The organism is Pseudomonas sp. EL_65y_Pfl2_R95, assembly GCF_963971045.1.
Lineage (GTDB): Bacteria > Pseudomonadota > Gammaproteobacteria > Pseudomonadales > Pseudomonadaceae > Aquipseudomonas.
Genome location: NZ_CAXAOV010000003.1, coordinates 338,213 through 363,969 on the forward strand (window position 1 = coordinate 338,213; position 25,757 = coordinate 363,969).

Annotated in this window: 29 protein-coding genes and 1 pseudogene; 7 read left to right on the forward strand and 23 right to left on the reverse strand. The window is 55.2% G+C overall.

Annotation, left to right across the window (positions count from 1 at the left end; all coding sequences use genetic code 11):
* Nucleotides 1–167: 167 nt before the first annotated feature.
* Nucleotides 168–929: an SDR family oxidoreductase gene (locus AACY09_RS12350; protein WP_339488334.1), complete on the forward strand. Its 762-nt coding sequence runs from the start codon at nucleotides 168–170 to the stop codon at nucleotides 927–929.
* Between the two features lie 101 nt (nucleotides 930–1,030).
* Here the strand turns inward: AACY09_RS12350 and AACY09_RS12355 are convergent, their stop codons facing one another.
* The 3 genes from AACY09_RS12355 to AACY09_RS12365 all read right to left on the reverse strand — a co-directional run bounded on the left by AACY09_RS12355 (nucleotide 1,031) and on the right by AACY09_RS12365 (nucleotide 3,409).
* The gene (locus AACY09_RS12355) at nucleotides 1,031–2,224 is read right to left on the reverse strand and encodes a benzoate/H(+) symporter BenE family transporter (protein WP_339488335.1); all 1,194 of its coding nucleotides are present in this window, start codon (nucleotides 2,222–2,224) and stop codon (nucleotides 1,031–1,033) included.
* Nucleotides 2,224–2,835, reverse strand: coding sequence for a LysE family translocator (locus AACY09_RS12360; RefSeq protein WP_339488336.1), 612 nt, complete (start codon nucleotides 2,833–2,835; stop codon nucleotides 2,224–2,226). Before AACY09_RS12360 ends, AACY09_RS12355 begins: the two co-directional genes overlap by 1 nt.
* 139 nt (nucleotides 2,836–2,974) lie before the next feature.
* Nucleotides 2,975–3,409: a MarR family winged helix-turn-helix transcriptional regulator gene (locus tag AACY09_RS12365; protein WP_339488338.1), complete on the reverse strand. Its 435-nt coding sequence runs from the start codon at nucleotides 3,407–3,409 to the stop codon at nucleotides 2,975–2,977.
* Between the two features lie 81 nt (nucleotides 3,410–3,490).
* On the opposite strand from AACY09_RS12365, the gene AACY09_RS12370 reads away from it, so the two are divergent.
* From AACY09_RS12370 to AACY09_RS12380, 3 genes are all read left to right on the forward strand, one after another.
* Nucleotides 3,491–4,657: an aminotransferase-like domain-containing protein gene (locus AACY09_RS12370; protein ID WP_339488339.1), complete on the forward strand. Its 1,167-nt coding sequence runs from the start codon at nucleotides 3,491–3,493 to the stop codon at nucleotides 4,655–4,657.
* A 52-nt stretch (nucleotides 4,658–4,709) separates the two neighbouring features.
* A complete protein-coding gene (locus tag AACY09_RS12375; protein WP_339488340.1) occupies nucleotides 4,710–5,312 on the forward strand; it encodes a glutathione S-transferase family protein in 603 nt (200 codons plus the stop codon).
* Between the two features lie 523 nt (nucleotides 5,313–5,835).
* Nucleotides 5,836–6,315, forward strand: coding sequence for a cupredoxin domain-containing protein (locus AACY09_RS12380; protein ID WP_339488341.1), 480 nt, complete (start codon nucleotides 5,836–5,838; stop codon nucleotides 6,313–6,315).
* A 53-nt stretch (nucleotides 6,316–6,368) separates the two neighbouring features.
* Here the strand turns inward: AACY09_RS12380 and AACY09_RS12385 are convergent, their stop codons facing one another.
* Nucleotides 6,369–6,740, reverse strand: coding sequence for a glutaredoxin family protein (locus tag AACY09_RS12385; RefSeq protein ID WP_339488342.1), 372 nt, complete (start codon nucleotides 6,738–6,740; stop codon nucleotides 6,369–6,371).
* A 143-nt stretch (nucleotides 6,741–6,883) separates the two neighbouring features.
* On the opposite strand from AACY09_RS12385, the gene AACY09_RS12390 reads away from it, so the two are divergent.
* Nucleotides 6,884–7,114, forward strand: coding sequence for a DUF3820 family protein (locus AACY09_RS12390; RefSeq protein WP_339488343.1), 231 nt, complete (start codon nucleotides 6,884–6,886; stop codon nucleotides 7,112–7,114).
* Nucleotides 7,115–7,141: 27 nt separating this feature from the next.
* On the opposite strand, the gene AACY09_RS12395 is transcribed toward AACY09_RS12390, so the two are convergent.
* The 4 genes and pseudogenes from AACY09_RS12395 to fnr all read right to left on the reverse strand — a co-directional run bounded on the left by AACY09_RS12395 (nucleotide 7,142) and on the right by fnr (nucleotide 10,184).
* Nucleotides 7,142–8,026: an SDR family NAD(P)-dependent oxidoreductase gene (locus AACY09_RS12395; RefSeq protein WP_339488344.1), complete on the reverse strand. Its 885-nt coding sequence runs from the start codon at nucleotides 8,024–8,026 to the stop codon at nucleotides 7,142–7,144.
* Nucleotides 8,023–8,523, reverse strand: a pseudogene (locus tag AACY09_RS12400) (4-hydroxyacetophenone monooxygenase); the annotation flags it as partial. The pseudogene AACY09_RS12400 and the gene AACY09_RS12395, both read right to left, overlap by 4 nt.
* 346 nt (nucleotides 8,524–8,869) lie before the next feature.
* On the reverse strand, nucleotides 8,870–9,418 hold the full coding sequence (locus AACY09_RS12405; RefSeq protein WP_339488345.1) for an adenine phosphoribosyltransferase: 549 nt from the start codon (nucleotides 9,416–9,418) through the stop codon (nucleotides 8,870–8,872).
* A gap of 31 nt (nucleotides 9,419–9,449) precedes the next feature.
* Complete coding sequence (gene fnr / locus AACY09_RS12410) at nucleotides 9,450–10,184, reverse strand: fumarate/nitrate reduction transcriptional regulator Fnr (RefSeq protein ID WP_339488346.1); 735 nt, start codon at nucleotides 10,182–10,184, stop codon at nucleotides 9,450–9,452.
* 150 nt (nucleotides 10,185–10,334) lie between these two features.
* Here fnr and AACY09_RS12415 point away from each other — a divergent pair, with 150 nt between their 5' ends.
* Complete coding sequence (locus tag AACY09_RS12415; RefSeq protein ID WP_339488347.1) at nucleotides 10,335–10,796, forward strand: hypothetical protein; 462 nt, start codon at nucleotides 10,335–10,337, stop codon at nucleotides 10,794–10,796.
* 20 nt (nucleotides 10,797–10,816) lie between these two features.
* Here AACY09_RS12415 and hemN read toward each other — a convergent pair whose 3' ends face one another.
* The 10 genes from hemN to ccoN form a co-directional block, all read right to left on the reverse strand.
* Nucleotides 10,817–12,199, reverse strand: a complete 1,383-nt coding sequence (hemN, locus tag AACY09_RS12420) for an oxygen-independent coproporphyrinogen III oxidase (protein ID WP_339488348.1) — start codon at nucleotides 12,197–12,199, stop codon at nucleotides 10,817–10,819.
* 105 nt (nucleotides 12,200–12,304) lie between these two features.
* On the reverse strand, nucleotides 12,305–12,988 hold the full coding sequence (locus AACY09_RS12425; protein ID WP_339488349.1) for a sulfite exporter TauE/SafE family protein: 684 nt from the start codon (nucleotides 12,986–12,988) through the stop codon (nucleotides 12,305–12,307).
* Nucleotides 12,981–13,187, reverse strand: a complete 207-nt coding sequence (gene ccoS, locus AACY09_RS12430) for a cbb3-type cytochrome oxidase assembly protein CcoS (RefSeq protein ID WP_339488350.1) — start codon at nucleotides 13,185–13,187, stop codon at nucleotides 12,981–12,983. Before ccoS ends, AACY09_RS12425 begins: the two co-directional genes overlap by 8 nt.
* 27 nt (nucleotides 13,188–13,214) lie before the next feature.
* A complete protein-coding gene (locus AACY09_RS12435; protein WP_339488351.1) occupies nucleotides 13,215–15,614 on the reverse strand; it encodes a heavy metal translocating P-type ATPase in 2,400 nt (799 codons plus the stop codon).
* A gap of 88 nt (nucleotides 15,615–15,702) precedes the next feature.
* Complete coding sequence (locus AACY09_RS12440; RefSeq protein WP_339488352.1) at nucleotides 15,703–16,209, reverse strand: FixH family protein; 507 nt, start codon at nucleotides 16,207–16,209, stop codon at nucleotides 15,703–15,705.
* A 15-nt stretch (nucleotides 16,210–16,224) separates the two neighbouring features.
* Nucleotides 16,225–17,640: a cytochrome c oxidase accessory protein CcoG gene (ccoG, locus tag AACY09_RS12445; protein WP_339488353.1), complete on the reverse strand. Its 1,416-nt coding sequence runs from the start codon at nucleotides 17,638–17,640 to the stop codon at nucleotides 16,225–16,227.
* 134 nt (nucleotides 17,641–17,774) lie between these two features.
* Nucleotides 17,775–18,773: a cytochrome-c oxidase, cbb3-type subunit III gene (ccoP, locus tag AACY09_RS12450; RefSeq protein ID WP_339488354.1), complete on the reverse strand. Its 999-nt coding sequence runs from the start codon at nucleotides 18,771–18,773 to the stop codon at nucleotides 17,775–17,777.
* A complete protein-coding gene (locus tag AACY09_RS12455; protein WP_339488355.1) occupies nucleotides 18,770–18,955 on the reverse strand; it encodes a cbb3-type cytochrome oxidase subunit 3 in 186 nt (61 codons plus the stop codon). The genes ccoP and AACY09_RS12455 overlap by 4 nt, the downstream gene beginning before the upstream one ends.
* A gap of 6 nt (nucleotides 18,956–18,961) precedes the next feature.
* Nucleotides 18,962–19,570 carry a cytochrome-c oxidase, cbb3-type subunit II gene (ccoO, locus tag AACY09_RS12460; protein ID WP_339488356.1) on the reverse strand — a complete coding sequence of 203 codons (609 nt, stop codon included), beginning with the start codon at nucleotides 19,568–19,570 and terminating at the stop codon, nucleotides 18,962–18,964.
* Entirely contained in the window at nucleotides 19,570–21,012 is a 1,443-nt protein-coding gene (ccoN, locus tag AACY09_RS12465; RefSeq protein WP_339488357.1) for a cytochrome-c oxidase, cbb3-type subunit I, read from the reverse strand. The genes ccoO and ccoN overlap by 1 nt, the downstream gene beginning before the upstream one ends.
* Before the next feature lie 516 nt (nucleotides 21,013–21,528).
* Between ccoN and AACY09_RS12470 the strand changes: the two genes are divergently transcribed.
* Nucleotides 21,529–22,218: an alpha/beta family hydrolase gene (locus AACY09_RS12470; RefSeq protein ID WP_445323846.1), complete on the forward strand. Its 690-nt coding sequence runs from the start codon at nucleotides 21,529–21,531 to the stop codon at nucleotides 22,216–22,218.
* A gap of 16 nt (nucleotides 22,219–22,234) precedes the next feature.
* Here AACY09_RS12470 and AACY09_RS12475 read toward each other — a convergent pair whose 3' ends face one another.
* From AACY09_RS12475 to AACY09_RS12495, 5 genes are all read right to left on the reverse strand, one after another.
* Nucleotides 22,235–22,645: a hypothetical protein gene (locus AACY09_RS12475; protein ID WP_339488358.1), complete on the reverse strand. Its 411-nt coding sequence runs from the start codon at nucleotides 22,643–22,645 to the stop codon at nucleotides 22,235–22,237.
* 65 nt (nucleotides 22,646–22,710) lie between these two features.
* A complete protein-coding gene (gene gloA2 / locus AACY09_RS12480) occupies nucleotides 22,711–23,118 on the reverse strand; it encodes an SMU1112c/YaeR family gloxylase I-like metalloprotein (RefSeq protein ID WP_339488359.1) in 408 nt (135 codons plus the stop codon).
* Nucleotides 23,119–23,206: 88 nt separating this feature from the next.
* Nucleotides 23,207–23,779, reverse strand: a complete 573-nt coding sequence (locus tag AACY09_RS12485) for a hypothetical protein (RefSeq protein ID WP_339488360.1) — start codon at nucleotides 23,777–23,779, stop codon at nucleotides 23,207–23,209.
* A 122-nt stretch (nucleotides 23,780–23,901) separates the two neighbouring features.
* A complete protein-coding gene (locus AACY09_RS12490; protein WP_339488362.1) occupies nucleotides 23,902–24,231 on the reverse strand; it encodes a DHCW motif cupin fold protein in 330 nt (109 codons plus the stop codon).
* A gap of 316 nt (nucleotides 24,232–24,547) precedes the next feature.
* Nucleotides 24,548–25,669 (reverse strand): methyl-accepting chemotaxis protein, encoded by a 1,122-nt coding sequence (locus AACY09_RS12495; RefSeq protein WP_445323847.1) that lies wholly within the window; start codon nucleotides 25,667–25,669, stop codon nucleotides 24,548–24,550.
* Nucleotides 25,670–25,757: the final 88 nt, after the last annotated feature.

Consider the following 25,757-nt stretch of genomic DNA (forward strand, 5'->3'; position numbering starts at 1 on the left):
CCTTGAAAATAGAATGTTCGCCGATTTATCAAAGTGATAGTGGGCTGCGCTGGTTAATCACCATCTTCAATCGAGTGACTGCGGTGAACTTAATAGTGCTGCCTGCACAATGCTATCCCTCGCTAGACTCAGGCATCAGAAAACCTTGAACACAAAGGAATATGCACATGGGCTTGAGCTTTAGGGGTGAGGTTGCGTTGGTTACCGGTGCAGCTGCTGGCATTGGCAGGGCGACGGCGCTGGCGTTTGCTGAGCAAGGGCTGAAGGTCGTGGTCTCTGATGTGGATGCTGCAGGCGGCGAGGGCACGGTTAAACTGATTCGTGAGGCTGGCGGCGAGGCAGTTTTTATCGCCTGCAACGTCACCGTCGATGCCGACGTCGCGTCACTGATGGCGCAGACGGTTAGCTGCTATGGCCGCCTGGATTATGCATTCAATAACGCCGGTATCGAGATCGAGCAAGGCAAACTGGCGGACGGCAGTGAGTCAGAATTTGATGCGATTATGGGCGTCAATGTCAAAGGTGTCTGGCTGTGCATGAAGCACCAGATACCGTTGCTGCTCGCGCAAGGCGGGGGCGCAATCGTTAACACTGCATCGGTTGCTGGTCTCGGTGCGGCGCCGAAGATGAGCATCTATAGTGCGTCCAAGCATGCCGTCATTGGCCTTACCAAGTCGGCTGCGGTTGAGTATGCGAAGAAAAAGGTTCGTGTTAATGCCGTATGCCCAGCCGTTATCGACACCGATATGTTCCGTCGCGCCTACGAAGCTGATCCAAGAAAAGCCGAATTTGCGGCGGCCATGCACCCCGTTGGACGTATCGGCACTGTTGGGGAAATCGCCGCTGCGGTGCTGTACCTGTGTTGCGATGACGCGGGCTTTACCACGGGACAAGCGCTCGCTATCGATGGCGGCGCGACTGCAATCTAGGCCCCGCAGGGGTGACTGAGGTGGCTAACAGAAAAGGCGCTTTCCAGCGCCATTTTTGTATTTGAGCAACGCCCCCTACCGGCAAGGCTGCGGTTGAGTTTCTACTCGGTTTTGCGCCAGTTCAAAATGACCAGCGTCAGCAGGCCGGCGACGATGCCCCAAAATGCCGAGCCAACCGTGAACAGGGTCATGCCAGATGCCGTCACCAGAAAGGTGATGAGTGCGGCTTCGCGCTCTTTCGGCTCGCTCATGGCTTGGGTCAGCCCGCCGATAATTGATGCAAATAGCGCCAGCGCGGCAATAGATAGAATCAGCGCCTTGGGCAGCGCTGCAAATAGGGCGGCCAAGGTCGCGCCGAAAATACCGGCGATACCGTAAAACACCCCACACCAGACCGCCGCGGTATAGCGCTTTTTCGGGTCTTCATGGGCTTCAGGGCCGGCGCAGATAGCGGCGCTGATCGCCGCCATATGGATACCGTGTGAGCCAAAGGGCGCCAGCAGTATCGAGCTGATGCCCGTGACATTGAGTAGCGGCGAGGCCGGAACGTCATAACCATTGGCGCGTAAAACGGCCATGCCCGGCAAGTTCTGTGAGGTCATTGCGACGATAAACAGAGGAATACCAATGCTGATTGCTGCCGCAATCGAAAAACTCGGGGTTGTCCATTCAGGGGTTGCCAGTTTGAGCTCAAAATGCTCAAAGTTGAGCAGGCCAAATACCCCGGCCAAGATACAGCCGACGATCAATGCCGCCAGCACCGCATAGCGCGGCATCAAGCGTTTGCCGAACAAGTAAGCCAGCAGCATCGACACCACCAGGATCGGCTGTTGCTCGGCGGCCACGCAAATCTCCAGGCCGATTTTAAACAGCACGCCAGCGAGCAATGCGGCGGCAATTGAGCCGGGAATACGGCGCATGATGCGGTCAAAGCTGCCGGTCAAACCACAGATTACAATCAACCCAGAGCAGATGATGTAGGCACCAATTGCCTCGCTGTAAGGTACGCCAGGCAGACTGCTGATCAGCAGCGCTGCGCCCGGTGTCGACCACGCGATCATCACTGGTGCGCGGTAACGCAAGGATAAACCGATACAACAGACCGCCATGCCAATCGACAGCGACCAGATCCACGAAGAAATCTGGCCGTTGCTCAGGCCAGCCGCCTGGCCGGCCTGAAACATCAACACCAACGACGAGGTGTAACCGGTGAGCATGGCAATAAAACCTGCAACCACTGCCGAAGGGGAACTGTCCGCGAGTGGACGTAGCCGGGCTTGGTGTGCGTGGGCCATTACAAAACTCCTTTAACATCGGCAAATATAGGGTAAAGCGAGGCGGCCAATAGTAACGCCATGCTGATATTGAAGCCGCGCAGCACGCGGGGGTTGCTCAGCCAGTTGCGCAACAGGCTGCCGGCCACAGTCCAAAGTCCGACGCTGGGGCAGTTGACGATGGCGAATAGCGCCGCAATCAGCAGCACATTCACTGTGAAGTTTTCATGGGGGGTATAGGTGGTGATAGCACCGATTGCCATGACCCAGGCTTTCGGATTGATCCACTGAAAGGCCGCGGCCTGCAGAAAGCTAAATGGCTTTGCGCCCGACTTTTGTCCTTCGGGCGCGCCGGCATTGGCAATTTTCCAGGCCAGATACAACAAGTACGCCGCGCCGGCATAACGCAAGACGCTATAGAGCACCGGGACTTGGGCAAACAACTGACCCAGACCCAAGCCAACCGCAATCACCAGAATCATAAAGCCAATGCTGATGCCGAGCATGTGCGGCAGGCTGCGACGCATACCAAAGTTAACCCCGGAGGCGAGCAACATCATATTGTTGGGGCCAGGGGTGACCGAGGTAACGAAGGCAAAGGCGATGAAGGCGACAAGCAATTCGGCGTTCATGGGGTTCTCGATAATGAGCTTTATTGGACCCGTGCACAGAGCGCTGTGCTTTGAGACCTTTAAAGCCTAAATCGTTAGCCTGCCGGCGTCGCGGTACAGCGGTGCAGCAAAAACGCCGATACAGTGGCCGCCGAGCGCGTTAACGGTGCTTGGCCAATGCCTGGTTGACCTGCATCCAGGCATTCATGGCGTCATCGCCGGTATCGCCGAGGGCGCGCTGCAGCATCTTGGCTTGCTCGCGGCGCAGGGCTAATTCCAACTTTTCCCCCTCGGGGGTGAATGCCAGCAAACGTTTGCGTTTGTCGTCTGCCGAGGCCTGGCTTTCCACCAGGTGCATTTCAATCAACTGGCGCAGAGGGATATTGAGCGCCTGTTTACTCACGCCGAGATAATTGAGCAGTTCTTTCATGCTCAGACCCGGATACATGGCGATGAAAAAAAGAATGCGATGGTGCACGCGAGACAGCCCGCGCCGCGCGAGCATTTCATCTGCCTTGGAGGTAAACGCCTGATAGCCAAAGAAGAAAGCCTTCATTGCGGACTGCTGGGCGGTTAAACTTTTAAGGTCAAACATATTGACGTATCTGCATATGGAGGCGTAATTTCGGTCAACAAGTTTGACTTACTTCCGAAAAATTATCACCTGGTGTAAATGATGGCCTTCTCTGAACGTATTGCCCGCCTGAAAAGCTCTTTGATTCGCGAAATTTTATCTGCGGCGCAGCGCCCTGAAGTGATGTCATTTGCCGGTGGTTTACCCGCAGAGCCCATGTTACCCAAAGTTGAGTGGGCGCAGATGCCGACCACCATTGGCCAATACGGCATGAGTGAAGGGGAGCCTGCGCTGCGCGAGGTGATTGCCGCAGAAGCCCGCGCCATCGGTGTGCCGTGCGACGCCAGTCAGGTTTTGATTGTCAGTGGCTCCCAGCAAACCCTGGATCTGGTCAGCAAGCTGTATGTTGATCCGGGTACCGAAGTATTGGTCGAAGCGCCTACCTACCTGGCCGCGCTGCAAGCCTTCCAACTGTTTGGCGCCGATTGCATTGCAGTGCCGCAAGAGGCCGATGGCCCAGAGATAGCCGCCCTGCGCCAGCGTTTGGAAAACCATAAACCTGCATTCGCTTACCTGATTCCTACTTTTCAGAATCCATCCGCCGTGCGCTACAGCGAAGCCAAACGTGATGCCGTAGCGGCTTTGCTTGATGAGTTTGGCGTGACCCTGATCGAGGATGAGCCTTATCGCGACCTGGTATTTGATGAGGGCAGCGCCACGCCGATTGTCAGCCGTCTACAGAAGGCCAGCTGGATCTACACCGGTACTGTGTCTAAAACGCTGTTGCCGGGGCTGCGCGTGGGTTACCTGATTGCCACCCCCGACCTCTATCCGCACCTGTTGCGTCTCAAGCAATCGGCGGACCTGCACACCAATCGAATTGGTCAGTGGCAGGCGCTGCAATGGTTGGGCAGTCAGCATTACCGTGATCATCTGGCGCAATTGCGTGATTTCTACCGCGTGCGCCGTGATGCCATGCAGGTTGCGCTGCTCGAGCATTTTGCCGATCTGGCGGACTGGGAAATTCCCCAAGGCGGACTGTTTTTCTGGTTAACCTTGAAGCAGCCGCTGGACACCCGCACATTGCTGGCGCCAGCGTTGGCACAAAACATTGCATTTATGCCGGGCGAACCCTTCTTTATCGACCCCGATCAGCATCCAGGGCACCTGCGCTTGAATTTTAGTCATGTTGCGCCTGAGCGTCTGAGTGAAGGCTTGCAGCGCTTGGCAGAAGTGATACGTGAGGCGCAGACAGAGGTTGCGGCCTAGTCGCCAATGCGCACTAGCGATAAAGCAGAGTAGGGCATAAAGGAGCACAAGTATGTTGAAGGTGTATGGCGATTACCGCTCGGGAAACTGCTACAAGATCAAGCTGATGCTTAATCTGCTGGGCATGCCTTATGAGTGGATAGCAGTTGATATCCTCAAGGGTGAGACCCAGACCGAGGCGTTTCTAGCCAAGAATCCGAATGGCAAGATTCCTGTGTTGGAGCTTGAAGACGGCACCTGTCTTTGGGAGTCCAATGCGATTCTCAATTACCTTGCAGATGGCACCTCGTTTTTGCCAACTGATCCACGGCTGCGTACCCAAGTGCTGCAGTGGCAGTTCTTCGAGCAGTACAGCCATGAACCCAGCATTGCCGTGGCGCGGTTTATTCAGCTGTATCAGAACATGCCTGAAGAGCGTTTAGCCGAATACCAGCGCTGCCATGTGCTGGGCTATAAAGCCCTCAGGGTCATGGAAAAACAACTGCAAAACACGCCTTATCTGGTAGCCGAACAATACTCGATTGCCGATATTGCGCTGTATGCCTACACCCACGTGGCGGATGAAGGCGGTTTTGACCTGAGCGATTTCCCTTCCATCCGTACTTGGCTAGATCGCGTTGCCTGTCATCCGGGTCATATTGGCATGCTTGATTGACGTAAACTGTAATCGACTGAGGTTATGCTTGCAGCGGGTTTGCAGTGCATAATTTCAGCCGACTAATTACTTCGGATCGCTCGCTGCTTTGCTTTCATGACTAAAAAACTGCGGTTGCTAATTCTTTGCATGATGATGTTCGCCTTGCCGGTGCAAAGCATGGCGGCGCAAGGCTGTATGTCATTTGCAATGCCACCCGCACTGTCATCGGCGCAACTGTCGCGCCAGTGCTATGTCTCTCAGGCCACGAGAGTCGATCTTGATCACTTGGGCAGCCAACTGTGCATGCATTGCCTGATGTGCTTGAGCGCCGCTGTGTTGCCGGCCATTTCGGTCAAGGCTGGCAGTTTTAAATCGGTACAACCTGAGGTCCGCCTGGCCCCCAGATTTGTCGGCCATATAAGTGATTTGCCCAAACGGCCTCCCCGTAACTATCCCGTTTAACCGATTAAACCAGGCTCAATAGAGCTGCTTTAGCCTTGACTGCATTAGCACTCAAGGCCGGACTTATTCGAGATTTACTATGACTATCGTGAAGGTTTTTGTACTGTTTCTGGCTGCTGCTACCAGCTCCGCTCTGTGGGCGCATGACAACGAGACGAAATCGCCACATGCTCAAGCGCAGCAGATGCCATGGGGGATTGCCGGGGAGGCCGGGCAGGTCGGTCGCAGCATTGAACTGCGCATGGGTGATGATATGCGTTTTAGCCCCAGCACCCTGAACATCAAAAAGGGGGAGACGGTGCGACTGGTGCTGCACAACGACGGGAAATTACTCCACGAGTATGTGCTGGGTACCCAGAAAACCCTTGAGGAGCATGCCCAGATGATGCTTAAACACCCAAATATGGAACACCACGCTGCCTATATGACGCATGTTCAGCCGGGGCAAACTGGGGAAATCATCTGGACCTTTAATCAAACCGGACGTTTTGATTTTGCCTGTTTGATCGCCGGGCACTACCAGGCAGGTATGGTTGGCAGTATTCAGGTAAGCCCGTAACAGGGCAGGTAACAGATGACGGCGCGATCCTTATCAGGGTCGCGCCGTTTTGCTTATGCTGCGACGAAACGGTCCTGTAGATAAGCTGCAATCGCTTTAGATTCATACAGCCAAGTGCTTTGACCGTTTTCTTCGATACGCAGGCAAGGCACCTGAACTTTACCGCCTTGCTCGAGCAGATCAGCGCGCGCTTGGGCATCATTTTTCGCATCGCGTAGCTGCATTGGCACATTCAATTTGTGCAGGGTACGGCGGGTCTTTACACAAAATGGACAGGCTCTGAACTGATACAGCGACAGGTTAGCTGCCGCTTGAGCGACCGCCGCTTGTTCTTCTGTAGAACGCTGCATTTTTCGCGGGCGGGTAATGAAGTCGATGAAGATAATGATCTGGCCTAGGCCATTGCGTAAGGCTGAGATGAACATGGATAAGCGTCCAGGGTGGAAATTTGCGGACCCAAATGTTACCTGAGTTTGCCTTGGCTGACTCGCTAAACAGCTTAATGGCACTGCACGGCGGTGTGGGCTTTGGCATAATCGGGCGCACAAATGGCTAAGTTAGAGCTGCGATGAAACCTGAAGACTTGCAATTGTTGGTTACTCTGGAGATGCCATTTGGCAAATACAAAGGTCGGCTGATTGCTGACTTGCCCGGCCATTACCTCAATTGGTTCGCCCGGGAAGGCTTTCCCAAGGGGCAGGTTGGCCAGTTGTTGCAGTTGATGCAGGAGATCGACCATAACGGCTTGAGCGCACTGTTGGAGCCCTTACGCAAGCGGCCTCGCGAACCGCTGCGCTAGTCAAAACCCTCTGTGTATGTAGAGGCTTCAGGCCTCAGTTTTGGATTGTGCTGTGACGGGCTGTCGGCTATTGCGCTTCAAGCCCAATTTCATCAGTCCAGTCATCAAGCGCTGATACACTGCGGGCATTAGGCGCTGCAGCAGATCCAGTGTATAGGCGTCGCCGCCGATTAGGATGCGGCGTTTATTGGTCAGCACGCCTTTGATGATGACTTGGGCTGCGCGCTGCGCAGTGGTGCGTGCCAGCTTGTCATTGAACTGTTGCTTGGCCTGTTCGTTGTCCCGACCTGTCAAGGCTTGCATGCTGGCGTGCGTGCGCGCGGTGTTGGCGATGTTGGTTTTGATTCCACCGGGATGAACGCAACTGGCCGATACGCCGCAGTTGTCCATATCCAACTCCTGGCGCAGCGATTCAGTGAAGCCGCGCACGGCAAACTTGCTAGCGTTATAGGCGCTCATACCCGGTTGCGAGAAAATCCCGAAAATACTCGACAGGTTGACGACATGGCCAACCCCTGAGGCCTTTATGTGCGGCAAGAAAGCCTTGCTGCCATGGACTACACCCCAGAAATTGATGCCCATCACCCATTCATAGTCACTGTACTCATTGCTTTCAATCGTGCCGCTTTGGGCAACGCCGGCATTGTTAAAGATGGCATTGACCTGGCCAAAGGTTGTAACCACTTCATCTGCCCAGGCGTGCATGGCTTCACGGTCGGTTACGTCCACCACTGTCTGTTCAACCTTGACCCCAAGCTTGCGGGCCTGTTCGGTGGTTTCCGCCAAGCCCTGCGCATTAACATCAGATAAGGCCAAAGCACAGCCTTGGCGAGCAAGCTCATAGGCCAACGCCCGGCCAATACCTGAACCAGCACCGGTTATGGCTGCGACTTTATTCTCAAACGATTTCATGCATCCGCCTCCTGAGGCATTGCTACAGCATTACTTTGCGCCGGATGCGCGGGGTGTTTGCGGCTGAAATGATAAGCCGTTGGATCAAAGTGCCGGGTGAGCATGCGAAAGCGCCAGGTAAACCCGGGCCAGAGGATGCAATTTCGACCACTGTCTGGGTGGATGTACCAACTGGTGCAGCCACCGCGGCTCCATACTGTGTTGTCTAATTGGCCTTGTAGCTTCTGATTGAAGGCGTCTTGAGCATCGCGCTTAACCTCTAAGCTTTGCAGATTATGTTTTTTCAGCAAGTCGAGTGCACCCAGCACATAGTGGATTTGCGACTCAATCATATAAACCATCGAGTTATGGCCCCGTCCGGTGTTGGGCCCCATTAAAAAGAATAAATTGGGAAACCCGGCAGTCATGCTGCCTTTATAGGCTTGCGGGCCTTGGGGCCAGGTATCGAGCAGGTCAACGCCCTCACGGCCAAACACTGCATTGCGCGGTATGGGATCACCAAGTGGCTCAGAAAACTGTTATCTGCGAACCAATACTAGCGACTCGGGGTAAAGTCAAAGTCCATACGCCTAACCGGGAAGCTGTCGATCGCCGTATCTGTAGGGGATATAAGTGGCTCCTGGGCTGCACCGCGGTTGTTGGCGGTGCAGCGCATTGCTAATTGCCAAGGGGAGTGGCAATTAGTACAGGGGAGTCGCGGTGGCGGGAGGTCGATTATGGCCATTTGCTGCGAAACCAGACCAACTCAAGTTTAGTAATTCTCTGAGGTTTGAGGAGGGATGGCTAAATGAAAAACGCCCGCTTTCGGCTACAAAAGCGGGCGTTTAGCGGAGCGGTAGAGGGTTACTGCTCGTCGAGGGCAAAAGCCGTCAAGGCAAAGGTTGGAATACCTGCATCGACCAGTTTTTGTGAACCACCGAGCTCTGGCAAATCAATAATCGCCGCTGCTTCATAGATGCTGGCACCTAAGCGGCGAACGAGTTGGACGGCCGCCAGCAGGGTGCCGCCGGTGGCGATAAGGTCATCAAACATCAACACCTTGTCACCTTTGCTCAGGCTGTCGGCGTGGATTTCAAGGAAGGCTTCGCCGTATTCGGTTTGGTAGCCTTCGCTGATTACATCTGCTGGGAGCTTGCCTTGTTTACGAAACAATACCAGGGGTTTGTTCAGCTCATAGGCGACGATAGAGCCGATCAGAAAGCCCCGGGCATCCATCACGCCGATATGGCTGAAGTCAGCCCCGATATAGCGCTGGATAAAGCTGTCGATCACCATGCGCAGGGCGCGGGGAGATTGGAACAGCGGGGTGATGTCACGGAAAACCACGCCCGGCTTGGGAAAGTCCTGTACGGGGCGAATCAGGGTTTTAAGGCTGAACTCATCGAAAATCATGGTAATCCTGGGGCGAGTAAGCGAGGGAAGCTTAACTGTCGAGATTGCCGCCGGCGAGGGCGCACAATTCGATGGGGTCGATAATATGCACTTCTTTACCCTCAGCCTCGAGCAGCTTGTTTTGCTGGAAGCGAGTGAATACGCGCGACACCGTTTCTACCGCAAGGCCAAGGTAGTTGCCGATTTCATTGCGCGACATGGCTAAACGGAATTGTTGTGATGAAAAGCCGCGGGCACGAAAGCGTGCTGACAGGTTGACCAGAAAGGTTGCAATGCGCTCGTCAGCGTTTTTCTTCGACAGCAGCAGCATCATTTGCTGATCGTCACGAATTTCGCGGCTCATGATGCGCATCAACTGACGGCGCAACTGAGGCAGCTTGGCGGTCAGCTCATCCAGACGCTCGAACGGGATCTCACATACGGAGGTGGTTTCCAGGGCAATGGCGGACACAGGGTAGGTTTCACTGTCCATGCCGGAGAGGCCAATAAGCTCACTGGGCAAATGAAATCCAGTGATTTGCTCCTCGCCCGAGTCACTCAGGGTAAAGGTTTTCAGTGCCCCCGAACGAACCGCGAAAACTGAGCCAAAGTTGTCGCCTTGGCGAAACAGAAACTCACCTTTTTTCAAAGGACGGCCGCGCTTTACGATCTCATCAAGTGCATCCATATCCTCAAGGTTCAAGGAAAGTGGCAGGCATAGGCTGGCCAAACTGCAGTCTTTGCAGTGCGCTTGATGGGGCGTATGCAGCTTGATGATTCCGGTCATCGAGAAAAATCCTAGGTGTGTCGCTAAAGGCGCTAGATTACAGCAGCCAGGCCTATCCAGCCAGCCATTGGCTGGTTGACTTAGGGTTCAAGTTTTGTTTTTAGCCGCCGATACGGTTAGCAATAATGACTGATTATAGAGGGCCTGCGTATGCATGTTGAAAGCAGTAACGCAGCCAGCTTTGCGCCAACGCCATTGCGCCTGGCCACTGTAAAGGCGGATGCTGGAAAAGACCTGGTGGGCCCCAGTTCATTGCCCGGCGCTGGTGGCGGTATACGTGTGAGTTTGTCTGAGGCGGGTAGTGCGCAATCGAAACAAGCGACAAAAAACCAAGACATTGATGACAGCAATCTGCCTGACAGCATTAAAAATACCCTAAAGATGATTCGTCAACTGCGCGCACAACTCGCAGCTAAACAAGCGCAGCTTAACGCGCTTCTGGCCAAGCCGCCGACCCGCGACTCCCAGCGTGAGGCGAATGTGGTTTCCTCGGAGATTGCCAGCCTGCATGGCGCTATCAGCAGTGCTAATGCCTCGTTGGTCTCACAAATGCGCCAGCAAAACCTGAGCAGCGAACAGCTGATGAGCGTCGCAACGCTAATGGTTTCTTAGCGGTTTTAAACCGCTAAAACCTAGATTACCCGTGAAAAGCGCTGGCGATTCTGCTCACACAGATATTCATCGAAAAGCATACACAGCGCCCTGACTAACAAGCGTCCGCTGGGCAGTACCTCGATGTTATACGCGGTCAGCTTGATCAAGCCGTCAGCAGCCATTTGTTCCAGTTGCGGCCAGATAGCACCGAAATAGCAGCGAAACTCGATGCTGTAGGTCCTTTCGATCTCGGCAAAGTCCAGCTCAAAGTGGCAAATCAGTTGCTGAATCACGGCTCGGCGAATGAAGTCATCTGGGCTGCAGTACACGCCCCGTTGTGTGGCTAGCTGCTGGTTTTCCAATGTGTGTTGGTAGAGGTTGAGATCGCTACTGTTCTGGCAATAAAGCCCGCCTATCTGGCTGATTGCGGACACCCCCAAGCCGATTAAATCGCAGTGTCCATGAGTGGTGTAACCCTGAAAGTTACGTTGCAACCTGCCTTCTTCCTGAGCAATGGCAAGCTCGTCATCTGGCAGGGCAAAGTGATCCATGCCAATGTAGCGATAACCGGCGGCGCCGAGCTGTTCGATCGAACTGCGTAGCATGTGTAATTTGTCAGCACTGTTGGGCAGTTCGCTGTCCGCTATGCGTCGTTGGGGTTTAAAACGTTCAGGCAGATGGGCGTAATTGAACAGCGATAACCGGTCTGGCTGCATAGCGATAATTTCAGCGACCGTGTTGGCAAAGCGCTCAGGTGTTTGCAGCGGCAAGCCATAGATCAAGTCAATGTTTACCGAGCGAAACTGCAGGGTGTGGGCTGCATCGATAATGGCGCGGGTCTGCTCGACCGACTGCATACGATTAACTGCCTGTTGCACTTGGGGATCGAGGTCCTGCACGCCAAGGCTAATGCGATTGAACCCGAGCTCACGGAGTAGGCCCATGGTCGCCCAGTCCGCCTCACGGGGGTCAATTTCAATACCGTAGTCGCCGGAATCGTCATCAAGCAAGGTGAAGTGCTCACGCAAATCGCCCATCAAGCTGCGCAGTTGATCATGACTCAGAAAGGTGGGCGTGCCACCGCCAAGATGCAACTGCTCAACCACTTGGCCAGGCTTGAGATGGCCGCTGATCGTGCTGATTTCATGGGTGAGCGCCGCTAGATACGGCTGGGCGCGATCACGATTTTTAGTGATGACTTTGTTGCAGGCGCAGTAGTAGCAAATATTGGCGCAAAACGGCACATGTACATAGAGCGACAGGGCACGCTGGGCGGTGCTGCTTTGATGCAGGGCGCGAACCAGATCGACTGGGCCAATCTCCCCTTGAAATTGCATCGCGGTGGGGTATGAAGTGTAGCGCGGGCCAGAATGATCATAACGACGGATCAGTTCAGGGCTCCATTGAATGGCATCGAGCATAGAGCCGCTCTCAGTAGACGGAGAATACCCTCGATTTTAGGAGTGCCCGCTGCCGCGAATATTGATCTGGATCAGGCGCGGGGCAATCACTGCTCTGAATGCCGGTCAATGACCCATCAGCCAATGCTGGTGCGGTCCGGGAAGGGTCCAGATACCAAAGAGTATGACCAGCAAGCCGCCCGCCATGCGTACACCCTTGATGCGCAGAAAACGGCTGATGCGCTCGGCGGCCATTCCGGTCGCAATAAGCACGGGCAAGGTGCCCACGCCAAATGCCAGCATCAGGGCGGCGCTGTGCAGTGCATTGCCTTGGCTGGATGCCCAGAGCAGGGTGCTGTAGACCAGGCCGCAAGGCAGCCAGCCCCAAAGCCCGCCCAGCATCAGGGCACGGGGCATGCTGTCGACGGGCATAAAACGTCGGGTTAACGGCTGAATATAGCGCCATAAACCGCGACCCAGGGCTTCAATGCGGGTCAGTCCACTCCACCAACCGGCGAGGTACAGCCCCATGCAAATCAGCAATATGCCGGCAACGACGCGCAGCAACATCGCGGCAGGGCTCGAGGCCACTGCGACGCCTGCCAAGCCAATCAACAAACCGGCAAGGGTGTAACTGCTGATTCGGCCAAGGTTATAGGCCAGCATCAACTGGAAGCGTTTGCTGCGCTGTTCAGGTGGGATGGCAAGGGACAAGGCACTCATCAGCCCCCCGCACATACCCAGGCAGTGACCGCCGCCAAGCAAGCCCAGAATCACCGCTGAAACCAGCAGCGGCACAAGCTCAAGCATCGGGGCTGTCCTTGTGAGCGTGCTTCTGGGCTTCGTCTACGCCGGCTTTGTGCATCGGATCTTCATCATCAAACAGAATGCTGTGGGCCGGGCCGTCCAAGTCATCGTACTGGCCACTGTCGACCGCCCAGAAAAATACCCAAATCGCCAAGGCGACGAGTATCAGGGCAATGGGGATCAGTATATATAGCGCTGGCATGGTGACTCCGTGAAGCGAGCTTGCAGGTTAATGCCGAGTAAGGCGTAAAGCGTTCAACACCACCAATAGTGAACTGATGGACATGCCCACCGCCGCCCACAGCGGGGTTATCAGACCGAATGCGGCAAAGGGCAGAACTAGACCATTGTACAAGGCGGCCCAGATCAGGTTTTCAATGATGATACGCCGGGTGCGTCGGGCCAGCTTGAATGCCTCGACCAGGCTGCCCAATCGATTCGACAAGAGCACTGCATCGGCGCTGGTTTTGGCAAGGTCGGTGGCGCTGCCCATGGCGACACTGATATCTGCCCCGGCCAACACCGGGACATCATTGACCCCGTCACCGAGCATCAGCACGCGTCGCCCTTGTTGATGCAAGAGGTTCAGTGCTGCCAATTTATCGTCTGGCGTCATGCCGCCACGCGCATCGTCAATCCCAAGCTGAGCAGCAATTTGAGCGACCACCGGAGAGCTGTCGCCTGACAGTAACAGCAGTTGCCAACCCCGGGCCTTGCAACTGGCAATGAGGTCCGGGGCATCCGTGCGCAAGCAGTCATCAAGAACAAACCACGCCAGCGGGCCTTGACTATCCCCAAGTAGCAACCATTGGCCGGTGTCGCCGGGAATGCTCGGTACGGGATGGCTGCTGAGTTCGCAAACAAATGCAGGTTGGCCAATTCGTAACAGACGACCATTGATGCTGCCATGCAAACCCAGGCCGGGAATGCTGTCGACCTGCTCAGCAGCCTGCTGCGCCCGGCCAAAGGCGCGAGCTATGGGATGTTCTGAGCGGTTCTCCAGTGCGGCTGCAAGGGCCAGGCAGCTGTCGCTGTCGAGGGCGCCAAGTGGGTGGATAGCATTTAGCGTAAGTTTGCCTTCTGTCAGGGTGCCGGTTTTATCGAAAATAACCGTATCAATCTGCTGAAGGCCTTCCAGTACATGGCCGCGTGTCAATAGCACACCAAGGGCATGCAGGGTGCCGGTCGCTGTGGTCAGCGCTGTCGGTGTGGCTAATGCCAGGGCGCATGGGCAAGTGGCAACGAGCAGGGCAAGCACCACCCAGAAGGCCCGCGCGGGCTCAATCTGCCACCAGATAACCCCAATCACGGCGGCCGCCAGCAACAAGAACAAGAGGAACCATTGGGACACCTGATCGGCCAGCTCGGCAAGGCGTGGCTTATCAGTTTGCGCACGCTCCAGCAGGCGTACGATCGCCGACAGGCGCGTGGCATCACCCAGGGCTTGTACCTCGACTACCAGCGGCCCCTCGACATTCAGCGTGCCCGCAGTGACGTTATCGCCTTCACTCCGCGGTTGCGGCAAATACTCACCGGTAAGCACGGATTCATCCACACTCGACTGCCCACTGATAATGCAGCCATCAGCGGGCATCAGCGCCCCCGGTTGGACCAATACCCGTTCACCGAGCTGTAATTCGCTGAGCAAAATGCGTTGGCTTTGGCCTTGCGCATCCAGGCGTAAACAGGACGCAGGAAGCAGGTTGACCAACTGCGCGGTAGCCGCTGCCGTTCGCTCGCGCGCGCGTCGTTCAAGGTACCGGCCGGCGAGCAAAAAGAATGCAAACATGCCCACCGCATCGAAGTACAGCTCGCCGCTACCCGTGATAGCTGACCAGATTCCCGCGATATAGGCGCCGCCGATGGCCAGGGAAACCGACAGATCCATGGTCAGGTGTCGGGTGCGCAGGTCGCGTAATGCTCCGCGAAAAAACTGGCCGCAGCAGTAAAAGATGATTGGCGTGGTCAGAAACAAACTGACCCAGCGCAAGATCATGTGCAATTCAGGACTCAGGTCGATATTGAACTCTGGCCATGTGGCCATGGTTGCCATCATGACCTGGAACCACAGCAAGCCGGCAAGGCCAAGTTGGCGCATCGCCTTGCGGTTCTCACTGGCCAGCTTCTGCGCCGCCTCATCGGCCTGCCACGGGTGACCGGCATACCCAATTCGGCGCAGTTCACTCAACAGCTGGCTCAGAGCGACCTGGCTGTCTTGCCAGTTGACGACCAAGCGGTGGTTGGACAGGTTAAGCCGCGCGTCCGTGACGCCCGGTATGGCGCGCAGGTGCTTTTCAATCAGCCAGCCACAGGCTGCGCAGCTGATGCCTTCAACTAGCAGGCAGGTTTCGCTGATATCGCCCTGATGCTGGACAAAGGGCGCCTGCACCTCGGGGCGGTCAAGCAGCAACAGCTCATCAGGCAGTGCTTGCGGGAGATCCTGCGGGTTGGCAGCGGACTCGCTGCGGTGTTTGTAATAGTGCTCAAGCCCGCCGGCGACAATGGCCTCGGCCACCGCCTGGCAACCAGGGCAGCACATTTCACGGCGTTCACCGAGCACTTGCGCGAAGAAGTGTCCGCCGGCTGGAACCGGTAAGCCGCAGTGATAGCAAGGAGTCGGACTGGCCATTAATCAAAGGTCTTGTCGCAGATGCAGCTGACTTACAAGAAAGCCAGCCGGGCAGGGCGGCGCACTGACTGCGCCGCACAGGGTCGGGTTACTTATCGTCACCGAGACGGATTGGCTTACCGGATTCGAGTACTTCTTCTTCAAATACGCGCCAGTCTTTACCACCTTCCTGGCCGATCAGTTCAACAAAACGCCGACCCTGCAAGGCATCCTCAAGGTTGCCGGTGTAATGGCCATCACCCTTGGCCTGCAGCGTGATATGCCGGTCACGCTCGGGTTGGGTCGGTGAAATCACATTCAGTTTCAACACGCTGGGACCGGAAAACCCTTCGAGCTGCATATCAACCACGCCGGTTTCGTTGTTGAAGGTTATCTTGGCGCCGACTTTAAGCTGCTTGGCCAGATTCTCGCGGTCGAGTGACTGATTAATACCTTTGCCGACTTCATAGTAATTGTCGGAAATCAGCCCGGGCGGGTTGAGAATTGAGAAAATCAGCATTGAGCCGCCCTGAACCACAGATAAACCGAGGAGGCCGATGATGAACCACGGCCAGAACTGTTTGTACCAAGGGGCGACTGCTGTTTGTTCGGTCATTGAACTGCCTAAAAATTAGCGAATGCTGGGGCCGTTAAAGCGGCTATCAGCGTCGGAGTGAATACGGTCGTCTTCAAGTGCTTGCACATGGAACATGATCTTATTCGCGCTGGAGGGAAGCTTTTCCGGTGCAATGGAAAGTCCAACCGGCACTGAAAGGACTTCACCTGCTTCGGCTTTGACCTGATTAGTGCCTTCGAACGCAATGCCCTCAATGCCATCTGCACTGATGACGTAAGTCACGTCGTGCTGCGCTTTGTTCATGATTTTAAGGGTGTAGACGTTTTCGATGTCGCCATCCTGGTTCTCACGAAACATCACCCGGTCCTTGATCACGTCAAGGCCCACCAGTGGGCGGCTGGCAACGGCCCAGGCAAAGACCCCCATCATCGCCACCAGCGCGACGGCGTAGCCTATCAGGCGTGGGCGCATCAGGTGGGTTTTCTGGCCGGATAGATTGTGTTCAGTTGTGTAGCTGATCAAGCCTTTGGGGTAATCCATCTTCTCCATGATGCTGTCGCAGGCATCAATGCAGGCTGCGCAACCGATGCACTCAAGCTGCAGGCCATCGCGGATATCAATCCCGGTCGGGCAGACCTGCACGCACATGTGGCAGTCGATACAGTCGCCCAGTCCCTGAGCTTTGTAGTCGGCGCCTTTCTTGCGCGGACCCCGGGTTTCACCGCGGCGCGGGTCGTAGGAGACGATCAGGGTGTCGGCGTCGAACATCACGCTTTGGAAGCGCGCGTAAGGGCACATGTAAATGCACACCTGCTCGCGTAACCAGCCGGCGTTGCCATAGGTGGCCACCGTAAAAAATCCGACCCAGAACAAGGCCCAGCCACTGGCGCTGAGCGTGAACAGGTCAGGGATCAGCTCACGGATTGGGCTGAAGTAGCCCACGAAGGTAACGGCGGTGGCCAGCGATACGCCAATCCAGATGCTGTGCTTGGCCAGCTTGCGCAGAAATTTTTCGGCGCTCATTGGCGACTTGTCGAGCTTCATGCGCTTGTTGCGGTCACCCTCGGTGACTTTCTCGCCCCACATGAATATCCAGGTGAATACGCTTTGCGGGCAGGTATAACCGCACCAGACACGTCCAGCAAACACGGTAATAAAAAATAAACCGAAGGCACAGATGATCAACAATGCTGAAAGCAGCACGAAGTCTTGAGGCCAGAAGGTAGAGCCGAAAATATAAAATTTACGCTCTGGCAGGTTCCACCAGACGGCTTGGCGACCATCGTAATTGAGCCAGACAGTGCCGAAATAAACCAGAAACAAAAAGGCGCCACCAACCCTGCGCAGATTGCGGAACACACCAGAAAAAGCGCGGGTATAAATCTTCTCTGCGCTGGCGTAAAGATCAGTCGACGACTGGACTTTCGCGGCAGGCGGGGTGACATTTTTCACGGGGATTTGTTGAGTCATCAGTTCGTCCCAAGCGGTTAAATGGGTTGCCGCAGTCGATACGTGCCGACCGTGGTCATTTTTATAACGCTATGGTACGCCTGAGGCTCAAGCCACCGGGTGCGACTGACCGTCGCGCCCGGTGGGAGAGGGTCTTACTCTGCTGCTGTTTTGTGCGACAGGCTGTACACGTAGGCTGCCAGCAAGTGAACCTTGTCGTTACCGAGGAAGTCCTTTTGCGTAGGCATTCTGCCGTGACGGCCGTAACGAATGGTCTGCTGCAGTTGAGCGTAGCTGGTGCCGTAGATAAAGGCTGACGGGTTAGTCAGGTTAGGAGCACCCATTGCAGGGGTACCTTTACCGTCTGCACCGTGACAAGCAAAGCAGGTGGTGCTGAAAACCTTCTGACCCGCAGCAATATCAGCTTCAGTGCCTTCTGGCAGTTTACGGCCAGCGAGTTCAGTCAGAACGTAAGCTGCTACGTTATGCACGCCTTCTTCACCAATGATTGGCAAGTGAGCCGGCATAGCACCTTCACGGCCGCCCATGATGGTGGTCTTGATGGTGTCAGGCTCGCCGCCCCAGCGCCATTCATTGTCAGTCAGGTTAGGGAAGCCATAAGCACCCTTGGCATCTGAGCCGTGGCAAACCGAGCAATGCGAAGCAAACAGGCGACCGCCCATTTTCAAGGCTTTCTCGTCCTTAGCCACATCAACAATTGGCATTGCCGCGTACTTGGCGTAGATCGGGCCGTATTTGGCGTCAGCCTTGGCCATCTCTTTTTCCCACTGGTGAACGCCTGTCCAGCCAGCATTCCGCTCTTCACCACCTGCAATCTCTACGTTGGTAGCGAAAGGGGTTTTGGCCTCGGTGTCGAGGTAGTCAAAACCTGGCAACAGGCCTTTCCAGTTACCCAAGCCTGGGTAAAGGGCAAGGTAGCCGAGGGCGAAGATAATGGTGCCGACGAACAACATAAACCACCACTTTGGCAGTGGGTTGTCGTATTCCTCAATGCCGTCGAAGGCGTGGCCTACTGTTTCGTTGGTTACTTCATCGTGGTTCTGGCCTTTACGTGTGCCGAAGATCAGCCACGTCAGGGCAAAAATAGTCCCGAGTGAAAGTATTGTTACGTACCAACTCCAGAAAGTGGTCATTGGTTATTGCTCCTGGAAGATTGCTCGTCACGCTCGCCTGGCTTCGGATCGTCAGCAAAAGGCAGATTGGCAGCGTCCTCAAACTCTGATTTGCGTCTTTTGCTAAATGCCCAAAGCAACAAACCTATGAAGGCGACGAACACCACTGCTGTGCCTATACCGCGAATAGTCCCGATATCCATCGTGCGTTACCGTTTGCTCGTGATAGAGGTGCCAAGAACCTGCAGGTACGCAACGATGGCGTCCATTTCGGTTTTGCCTTTAACAGCTTCTTTGGCCCCAGCGATATCTTCATCGGTGTAAGGCACGCCGAAACCACGCATAACTTCCATCTTTTTCGCAGTGTCCTTACCGTCGAGCTTCTTCTCAACCAAGAACGGGAACGCTGGCATGATCGACTCAGGCACTACGTTGCGCGGGTTGTACAGGTGAGCACGTTGCCACTCATCAGAGTAACGGCCACCGACGCGTGCGAGATCAGGACCCGTACGCTTGGAGCCCCACAGGAAGGGGTGATCCCAGACGCTTTCGCCAGCTACTGAGTAGTGGCCATAACGCTCTGTTTCAGCACGGAACGGGCGGATCATTTGCGAGTGGCAACCGACACAACCGTTGGCGATATACACATCACGGCCTTCGAGTTGCAGGGCGGTGTATGGCTTGAGGCCTTCAACTGGGTCGTTAGTCACGTCCTGGAAAAACAGCGGGACGATTTGAGTCAGACCACCAATGCTGACGCAAAGCACCATCAGCAGGGCCATCAGACCAATATTTTTCTCGATGATTTCGTGTTTCATCAGTGAGCTACTCCGGCAGGAATCATTGCCGCGGCATCGTACTCTTCCGGCTTGGAGGCACGCACGGTGCGGTAGGTGTTATACGCCATCAGCAACATGCCGAAGACGAAGAAACCACCACCAATTGCGCGAACGACATAGCCAGGGTGGCTAGCTTGAAGTGCTTCAACGAACGAGTAGGTCAGGGTGCCGTCTTCGTTCACTGCGCGCCACATCAGGCCTTGAGTGATGCCGTTTACCCACATCGAAGCGATGTACAGAACGGTACCAATAGTGGCCAGCCAGAAGTGGGCGTTGATCAACGCAGTGCTGTGCATCTGCTCACGACCAAATACTTTTGGCAGCAGGTGATACAGCGAACCGATGGAGATCATCGCAACCCAGCCCAGTGCACCTGCGTGTACGTGGCCGATGGTCCAGTCGGTGTAGTGAGACAGGGCGTTAACCGTCTTGATGGCCATCATCGGGCCTTCGAAGGTCGACATGCCGTAGAACGCCAGCGATACCACCAAAAAGCGCAGGATCGGGTCGGTGCGCAGCTTATGCCAGGCGCCAGACAGGCTCATCATGCCGTTGATCATGCCGCCCCAGCTTGGAGCCAGCAGGATGATCGACATTGCCATGCCGAGAGACTGAGCCCAGTCAGGCAGAGCGGTGTAGTGCAAGTGGTGCGGACCCGCCCAGATGTACAGGGTGATCAGCGCCCAGAAGTGCACAATAGACAGGCGATACGAGTAGATCGGACGCTCAGCCTGCTTCGGTACGAAGTAGTACATCATGCCAAGGAAGCCGGTGGTCAGGAAGAACCCTACGGCGTTGTGGCCGTACCACCATTGGATCATGGCGTCAGTTGCACCCGCATACATCGAGTACGACTTGAACATGCTCACAGGCATTTCAGCGCTGTTAACAATGTGCAGCATCGCCGTTACCAGGATAAATGCACCGTAGAACCAGTTGCCGACATAGATATGTTTAGGCTTACGCTTAACAATAGTGCCGAAGAACAAAATGGCGTAGGCGATCCAGACCACCCCCAGAAGGATGTCGATCGGCCATTCCAGTTCCGCATACTCTTTAGAGCTGGTAAGGCCCATTGGCAGAGTGATGACGGCGGCAACGATCACTGCTTGCCAACCCCAGAAGACGAAAGACGCCAAGGAATCAGAAATCAGACGTACCTGACTGGTGCGCTGCACCACATAAAGTGAAGTTGCCATTAGCGCGCATCCGCCAAAAGCGAAGATCACCGCGTTAGTGTGCAGAGGACGTAAACGACCGAAAGTCGTCCATTCCAAGCCAAGGTTGAGTTCAGGCCACACAAGTTGTGAAGCGATGAAAACGCCTAGGCCCATGCCAATGACCCCCCAAATTACCGTCATGACGGCGAATTGGCGGACCACCTTGTAGTTATAAGCAGTCGGACTGATTGCTGTGCTCATTGCTGGGGTTCCACGGTTAATGGATTTTTTAGGGATAAAAATCGGCGGCAAGTATGTATAAAGCAGTAAGGCATTGCAACGCTACATGCCAACACGATCAGGGTTTAAAAGCATTAAAAAAGCATTTTGCCCAATTCAAAAACGCTTTATTAACAGCACTCTAGACCCATTTGATGTCACGCAAAGTTAAGAGTCGCCTTATGGCTTCCGCAATAAGGTGAATGTCAACTAGATTAGCCCATGTGTACAAACTTGGGGGCCGCTGGTCGGTGGGGTGCGACGCCAGGTCGCACTTTGATTTTGAGCCATTAAGCCCAATATCGCCACACCGCCAGCCAATCACACCGAGTCCGTAACCGCAACCATTTCTCGTTGGCTGACACCGTGTCAGGTTACTGCCAGACTCGCCGTGTTTTTTGTAACAAGCCACAGGGCACATCGTTGCTCTCCCTTGATGCCGTTTCGGGTTTAGGGGTGGCAATGCGAATGATCAGAGGCTCCAAAGTGCAAGCAAGTATGGATAAACCCGCAGTAAATGATGTTGATCAAGATCAATCAAGCGCTGCAACACCGATGCCTGAGCTGCTTTGGCACAGGCCTGAAGGTCAGTGTCTGGCCAGCCTCATTCTTGCCCATGGTGCAGGCGCGCCGATGGATAGCGAATTTATGCGAAGCATCAGCCAGCTATTGGTTGAGCGGGGCATTGCGGTGGTGCGGTTTGAGTTTGCTTACATGGCTGCTCGGCGGGTTGATGGCAAGCGGCGCCCACCCAACCCCCAGAAACAGCTACTTGAACAATGGCGCCGCGTTTATGCGCAGGTGCGCGAGCACACCCAGGGAATCGTAGCGATTGGCGGCAAGTCCATGGGCGGTCGCATGGCGAGCATCCTTGCCAATGAACTGCGCGCCGATGCGTTGGTGTGCTTGGGCTACCCATTCTATGCCGCAGGCAAACCCGAAAAACCAAGAACGGCGCACCTTGTAACGCTGGACACACGGACCTTGATTATTCAAGGGGAGCGGGATGCCTTGGGCAATTTGCCAACCGTTGCCGGTTACAGTTTGTCACCGGCGATCAGGTTGCATTGGCTTGCTGCAGGAGATCACGACCTTAAACCGCTGAAAAGCTCTGGCTTTAGTCAAGGCCAGCATTTGGTCTGTGCTGCGAATGAGATAGCGGCCTTCTTGGCGTGTGCGCCTAGCTAGCTGCTCGGAATGCCGGCTAGCGGCGTGAGCGGTTGGGGGTTATAGCAACGATTATGCTGAAACTTGCCGCTAGCGCCGCTATCCAGCCGAAGAACCACAGCTTTCCAGCAAAGTCGTCTTCGGCGTACGAGGCGGCAAACTCAGTCTTGCCATAGGTGGTAATGGCAATGCTGATCAGCAGTAACGTGGTGAAGGTAATGAGCTGTAACGCGCGACGCTGGCCGCACAATGTCGCCAATACGCTCATTAGCACGCCGCCCGCGATGCCTAGATAGGCGATCTTCATTCCCCATAATGGGTGCGCGCCCAGCGCTTCAGGTCCGCCAAAAAATACAAATGCCAAAAGGGTTACAGTCGCAATAGCCGACCCTGCCAGAGTCGAAAGGCTAAAGCCTGAATGGGGAGTGCTGGGTGAATGGCTGAGCATTTGGGGTCCTTAGTGAATGGCTGCCGCAAGTGCGACGTTCTACTGAGGACGCAGTGGCTTGAAAATTACAGCTGCATTGGCTGTTTGGGTGCGGCCTGATAAATCTCGAGGGGTAAACCGTCCGGATCACTGAAGAAGGTAAAGCAACGTTGGGTGTAGGTGTCGATGCGGATGGGCTCCACACTAACGCCTTGCTGCTCCAGGTACGCCTTCACCTCGGCTACATCCTCGACCTCGAACGCCAGATGGCGCAGGCCTTGCGCTTCAGGGTATGAGGGGCGGGCAGGGGCGTCAGGAAAGGAGAACAGTTCGATTTGTGAGCCGTCGCCTAAGGCGAGGTCGAGTTTGTAGGATTTACGTGCTTGTCGGTAGTGCTCCGCAATGACCTGCAAACCAAGGACTTCAACATAGAAGTGTTTGGCGCGGGGGTAGTCGGAGCAAATAATGGCAGCATGGTGGATGCGCTTTAACATGGAAGGCAGGGCTCAACAGGCTGGATAGGTCAGTAAGAGTCTGCCTGTTGGGCAGTCTGTTGCTTATAGGGTTCAATCTGGCGTGTGATCAGTTCATCAGCGCTGACATCTCAGGGGTGTCGGAATACTGCGAGAAGCGGTCTTTGAATGCGTTGACCGATTGCTCCTGATTATTGATCACGCACATCGAGGTAAGCGGGTGGGCTGTGGTGCACTGCTCCGGCACTGAACCAATACCGCAGTAGCGCTGGCCGTACCACGCCAGACTTGGACTTTGTTGGGCGCACCCATAGGACACATCGCCAATGTAGTTGATTGCACCGTTACTCACCGAAAACGTCAGCGGACGGCTGTAAGTGCCTAACCATGCTTTGCTCGGGCCGATTGCCGAGACCGAGTAGGTGCCTGCTGGCAGCCACATCGAAAAGTCAGAGGCATTGGCATCGGTGATGGTGTAGGTGCTGCCGCTTAGGGTGTCGCGAAATTGAATGTCGGCACCGGCATAGGCGGCGTCGTCGATTGAACCGACGATAATTCCGGCATTTTGCAGGTTAAACTTTTCATCGTCGGTCACTGCGTATTCGGGTGAGGGTAGCGATGTGCACCCAGCCATTACCGAGCCCATGCAGCCGATGAATAAAGAGGTGGAAATAAGCTTCATGCCGACACCTGATCCTTTGGATATTTTCAGCGTAAATGCCTACGCCAGTGATTTCGTCGAGCGGCGACCCTGATGCGCAACTCTATGTCCTAGATGGATTAAATGTAGGGCAGTAATAGCGTTCAATCAACTACGAACAATCTAGCGCCTGTCTGGGTGAATGATCGATGCGCTTCTGCATTGTCTGCAACCTGATAGCTCATCCCCGGTTTGAGGGTGAAAGTGCGGCCATCTGCAAGCTCGGTATGTAACTCGCCTTCGAGGCAAAACAGCACATGGCCTTTGCTGCACCAATGATCGGCCAAGTAGCCCGACGAATACTCAACGATACGCACGCGGATCTCGCCAAACTGACAGGTGCGCCAAGTAGCACTGCCAGTTTCACCGGCATGTTCTGTTGGCTCAATTACTGACCAGTCGGTGGTCACAAACGGGATATTGCTGATATTCATAGCGAGGCTCAAAGGCATTGTCGAAGGCAATGATAATGCCGATGTTTATTACCAATCTCTAGCCCAGCATGCTTGTTGACGTTCTTTCGGCCAACATTTAACAGCGCAAAAAACCGAATAGTTGACTCAAGTTTGAGCCTTACGGTGTCCGATCAATGGTGGCCAAGCTTCGCGCTGACCACCCTACAGCGGCCACCGCTGGTGGCCGTAAATGCACGCTCGTGGTTGACGCTTTGGTAGGGTGGATGGCGCTTTTTTCATCCACCATTGTTGGCCACAAATAGTTGGAAATTCACACTGTCACGCTTACGGACGCTTAGCGGTTGAAACGCTCGACTAGCGAGTATTGGCCCATTGCTGTTTGGGTGAGTTCCTGGCTTAGCGCTGCGGTGCTTTGCGCGTCGCCTGCTGTTTGATCAGAGAGCTGGGCGATGGTGGTGATGTTGCGGTTGATCTCATCGGCAACCGCGCTCTGTTCTTCGGCAGCGGCGGCTATCTGATCGGCCATGTCGGCGATATTGGCCACTGAGTCACTAATCCCGGCTAGCGCCTGGTCCGCTTTCAATACGCGGTCTACGCCTTCGTCAGCCTGCTTGCGGCCGATTTCCATGGTCATCACTGCTTCTTCTGCAGTGCGCTGAAGTTTGGCAATCAAACCGTGAATTTGCCCGGTCGACTCAGCCGTGCGTTGAGCCAATGAACGGACTTCGTCGGCCACAACGGCAAATCCGCGGCCCATCTCGCCGGCGCGCGCTGCTTCGATGGCAGCATTAAGGGCTAGCAGATTGGTTTGATCGGCAATACCCTTAATGACATCAACAACGCCGCCGATTTCGTTGCTGTCGTTGGCGAGACGGGTCACTGTTTCACCCGTTTCACTTACTGATAGCGACAGGCGTTGAATGGCTTCGCGTGTCTCAGCGGCGATGGCGCGACCTTCGCTCGACAATCGATTGGCATCTTGGGTGGCGATCGCGGTGCGCGCCACATTGCTTGCAACTTCCAGGGTTGTGGCGGCCATCTCGTTAACGGCAGTGGCGACCATCTCAGTTTCTTGGCGTTGACGTTCAAGGCCAGCTGAGCTGTTCTGCGCCAATTGATCTGCTTGGCGAGCTTGTTTGGTGAGGTTTTCAGCGCTGTCTTGCAGCCGGGTCAAGCAGGTCTTCAGGCGTGCCTCTTGGCTCAGGGCCGACATTTCGAGCTGGCCGAGCGGGCCTTGGGTGTCGGTGTACATTTGCGCAATGAGCGGGTCTGAGGTGGTCTTTTCCGCCAGGCTCAGCAGGCGTCTGAAACCACGTTGCTGCCAGCGCAAACCGAGGGCGCCAACCGGCACCGCAATCAAGACCGAGGCCAGCAGGCCAATGGATGTGCTGAGCCAGTTGCCAATCAAACAGCTGATGACAGCGATCAACAAAAACGGCAGCCAGTCAGCAATCATCGGCTGCAGCTTGGCAGCTGCAGACAGCGCAGGTTTGCCTGCGTTGAGACGCATGTACAGGTTTTCAGCACGCTTGATCTGTTCACTG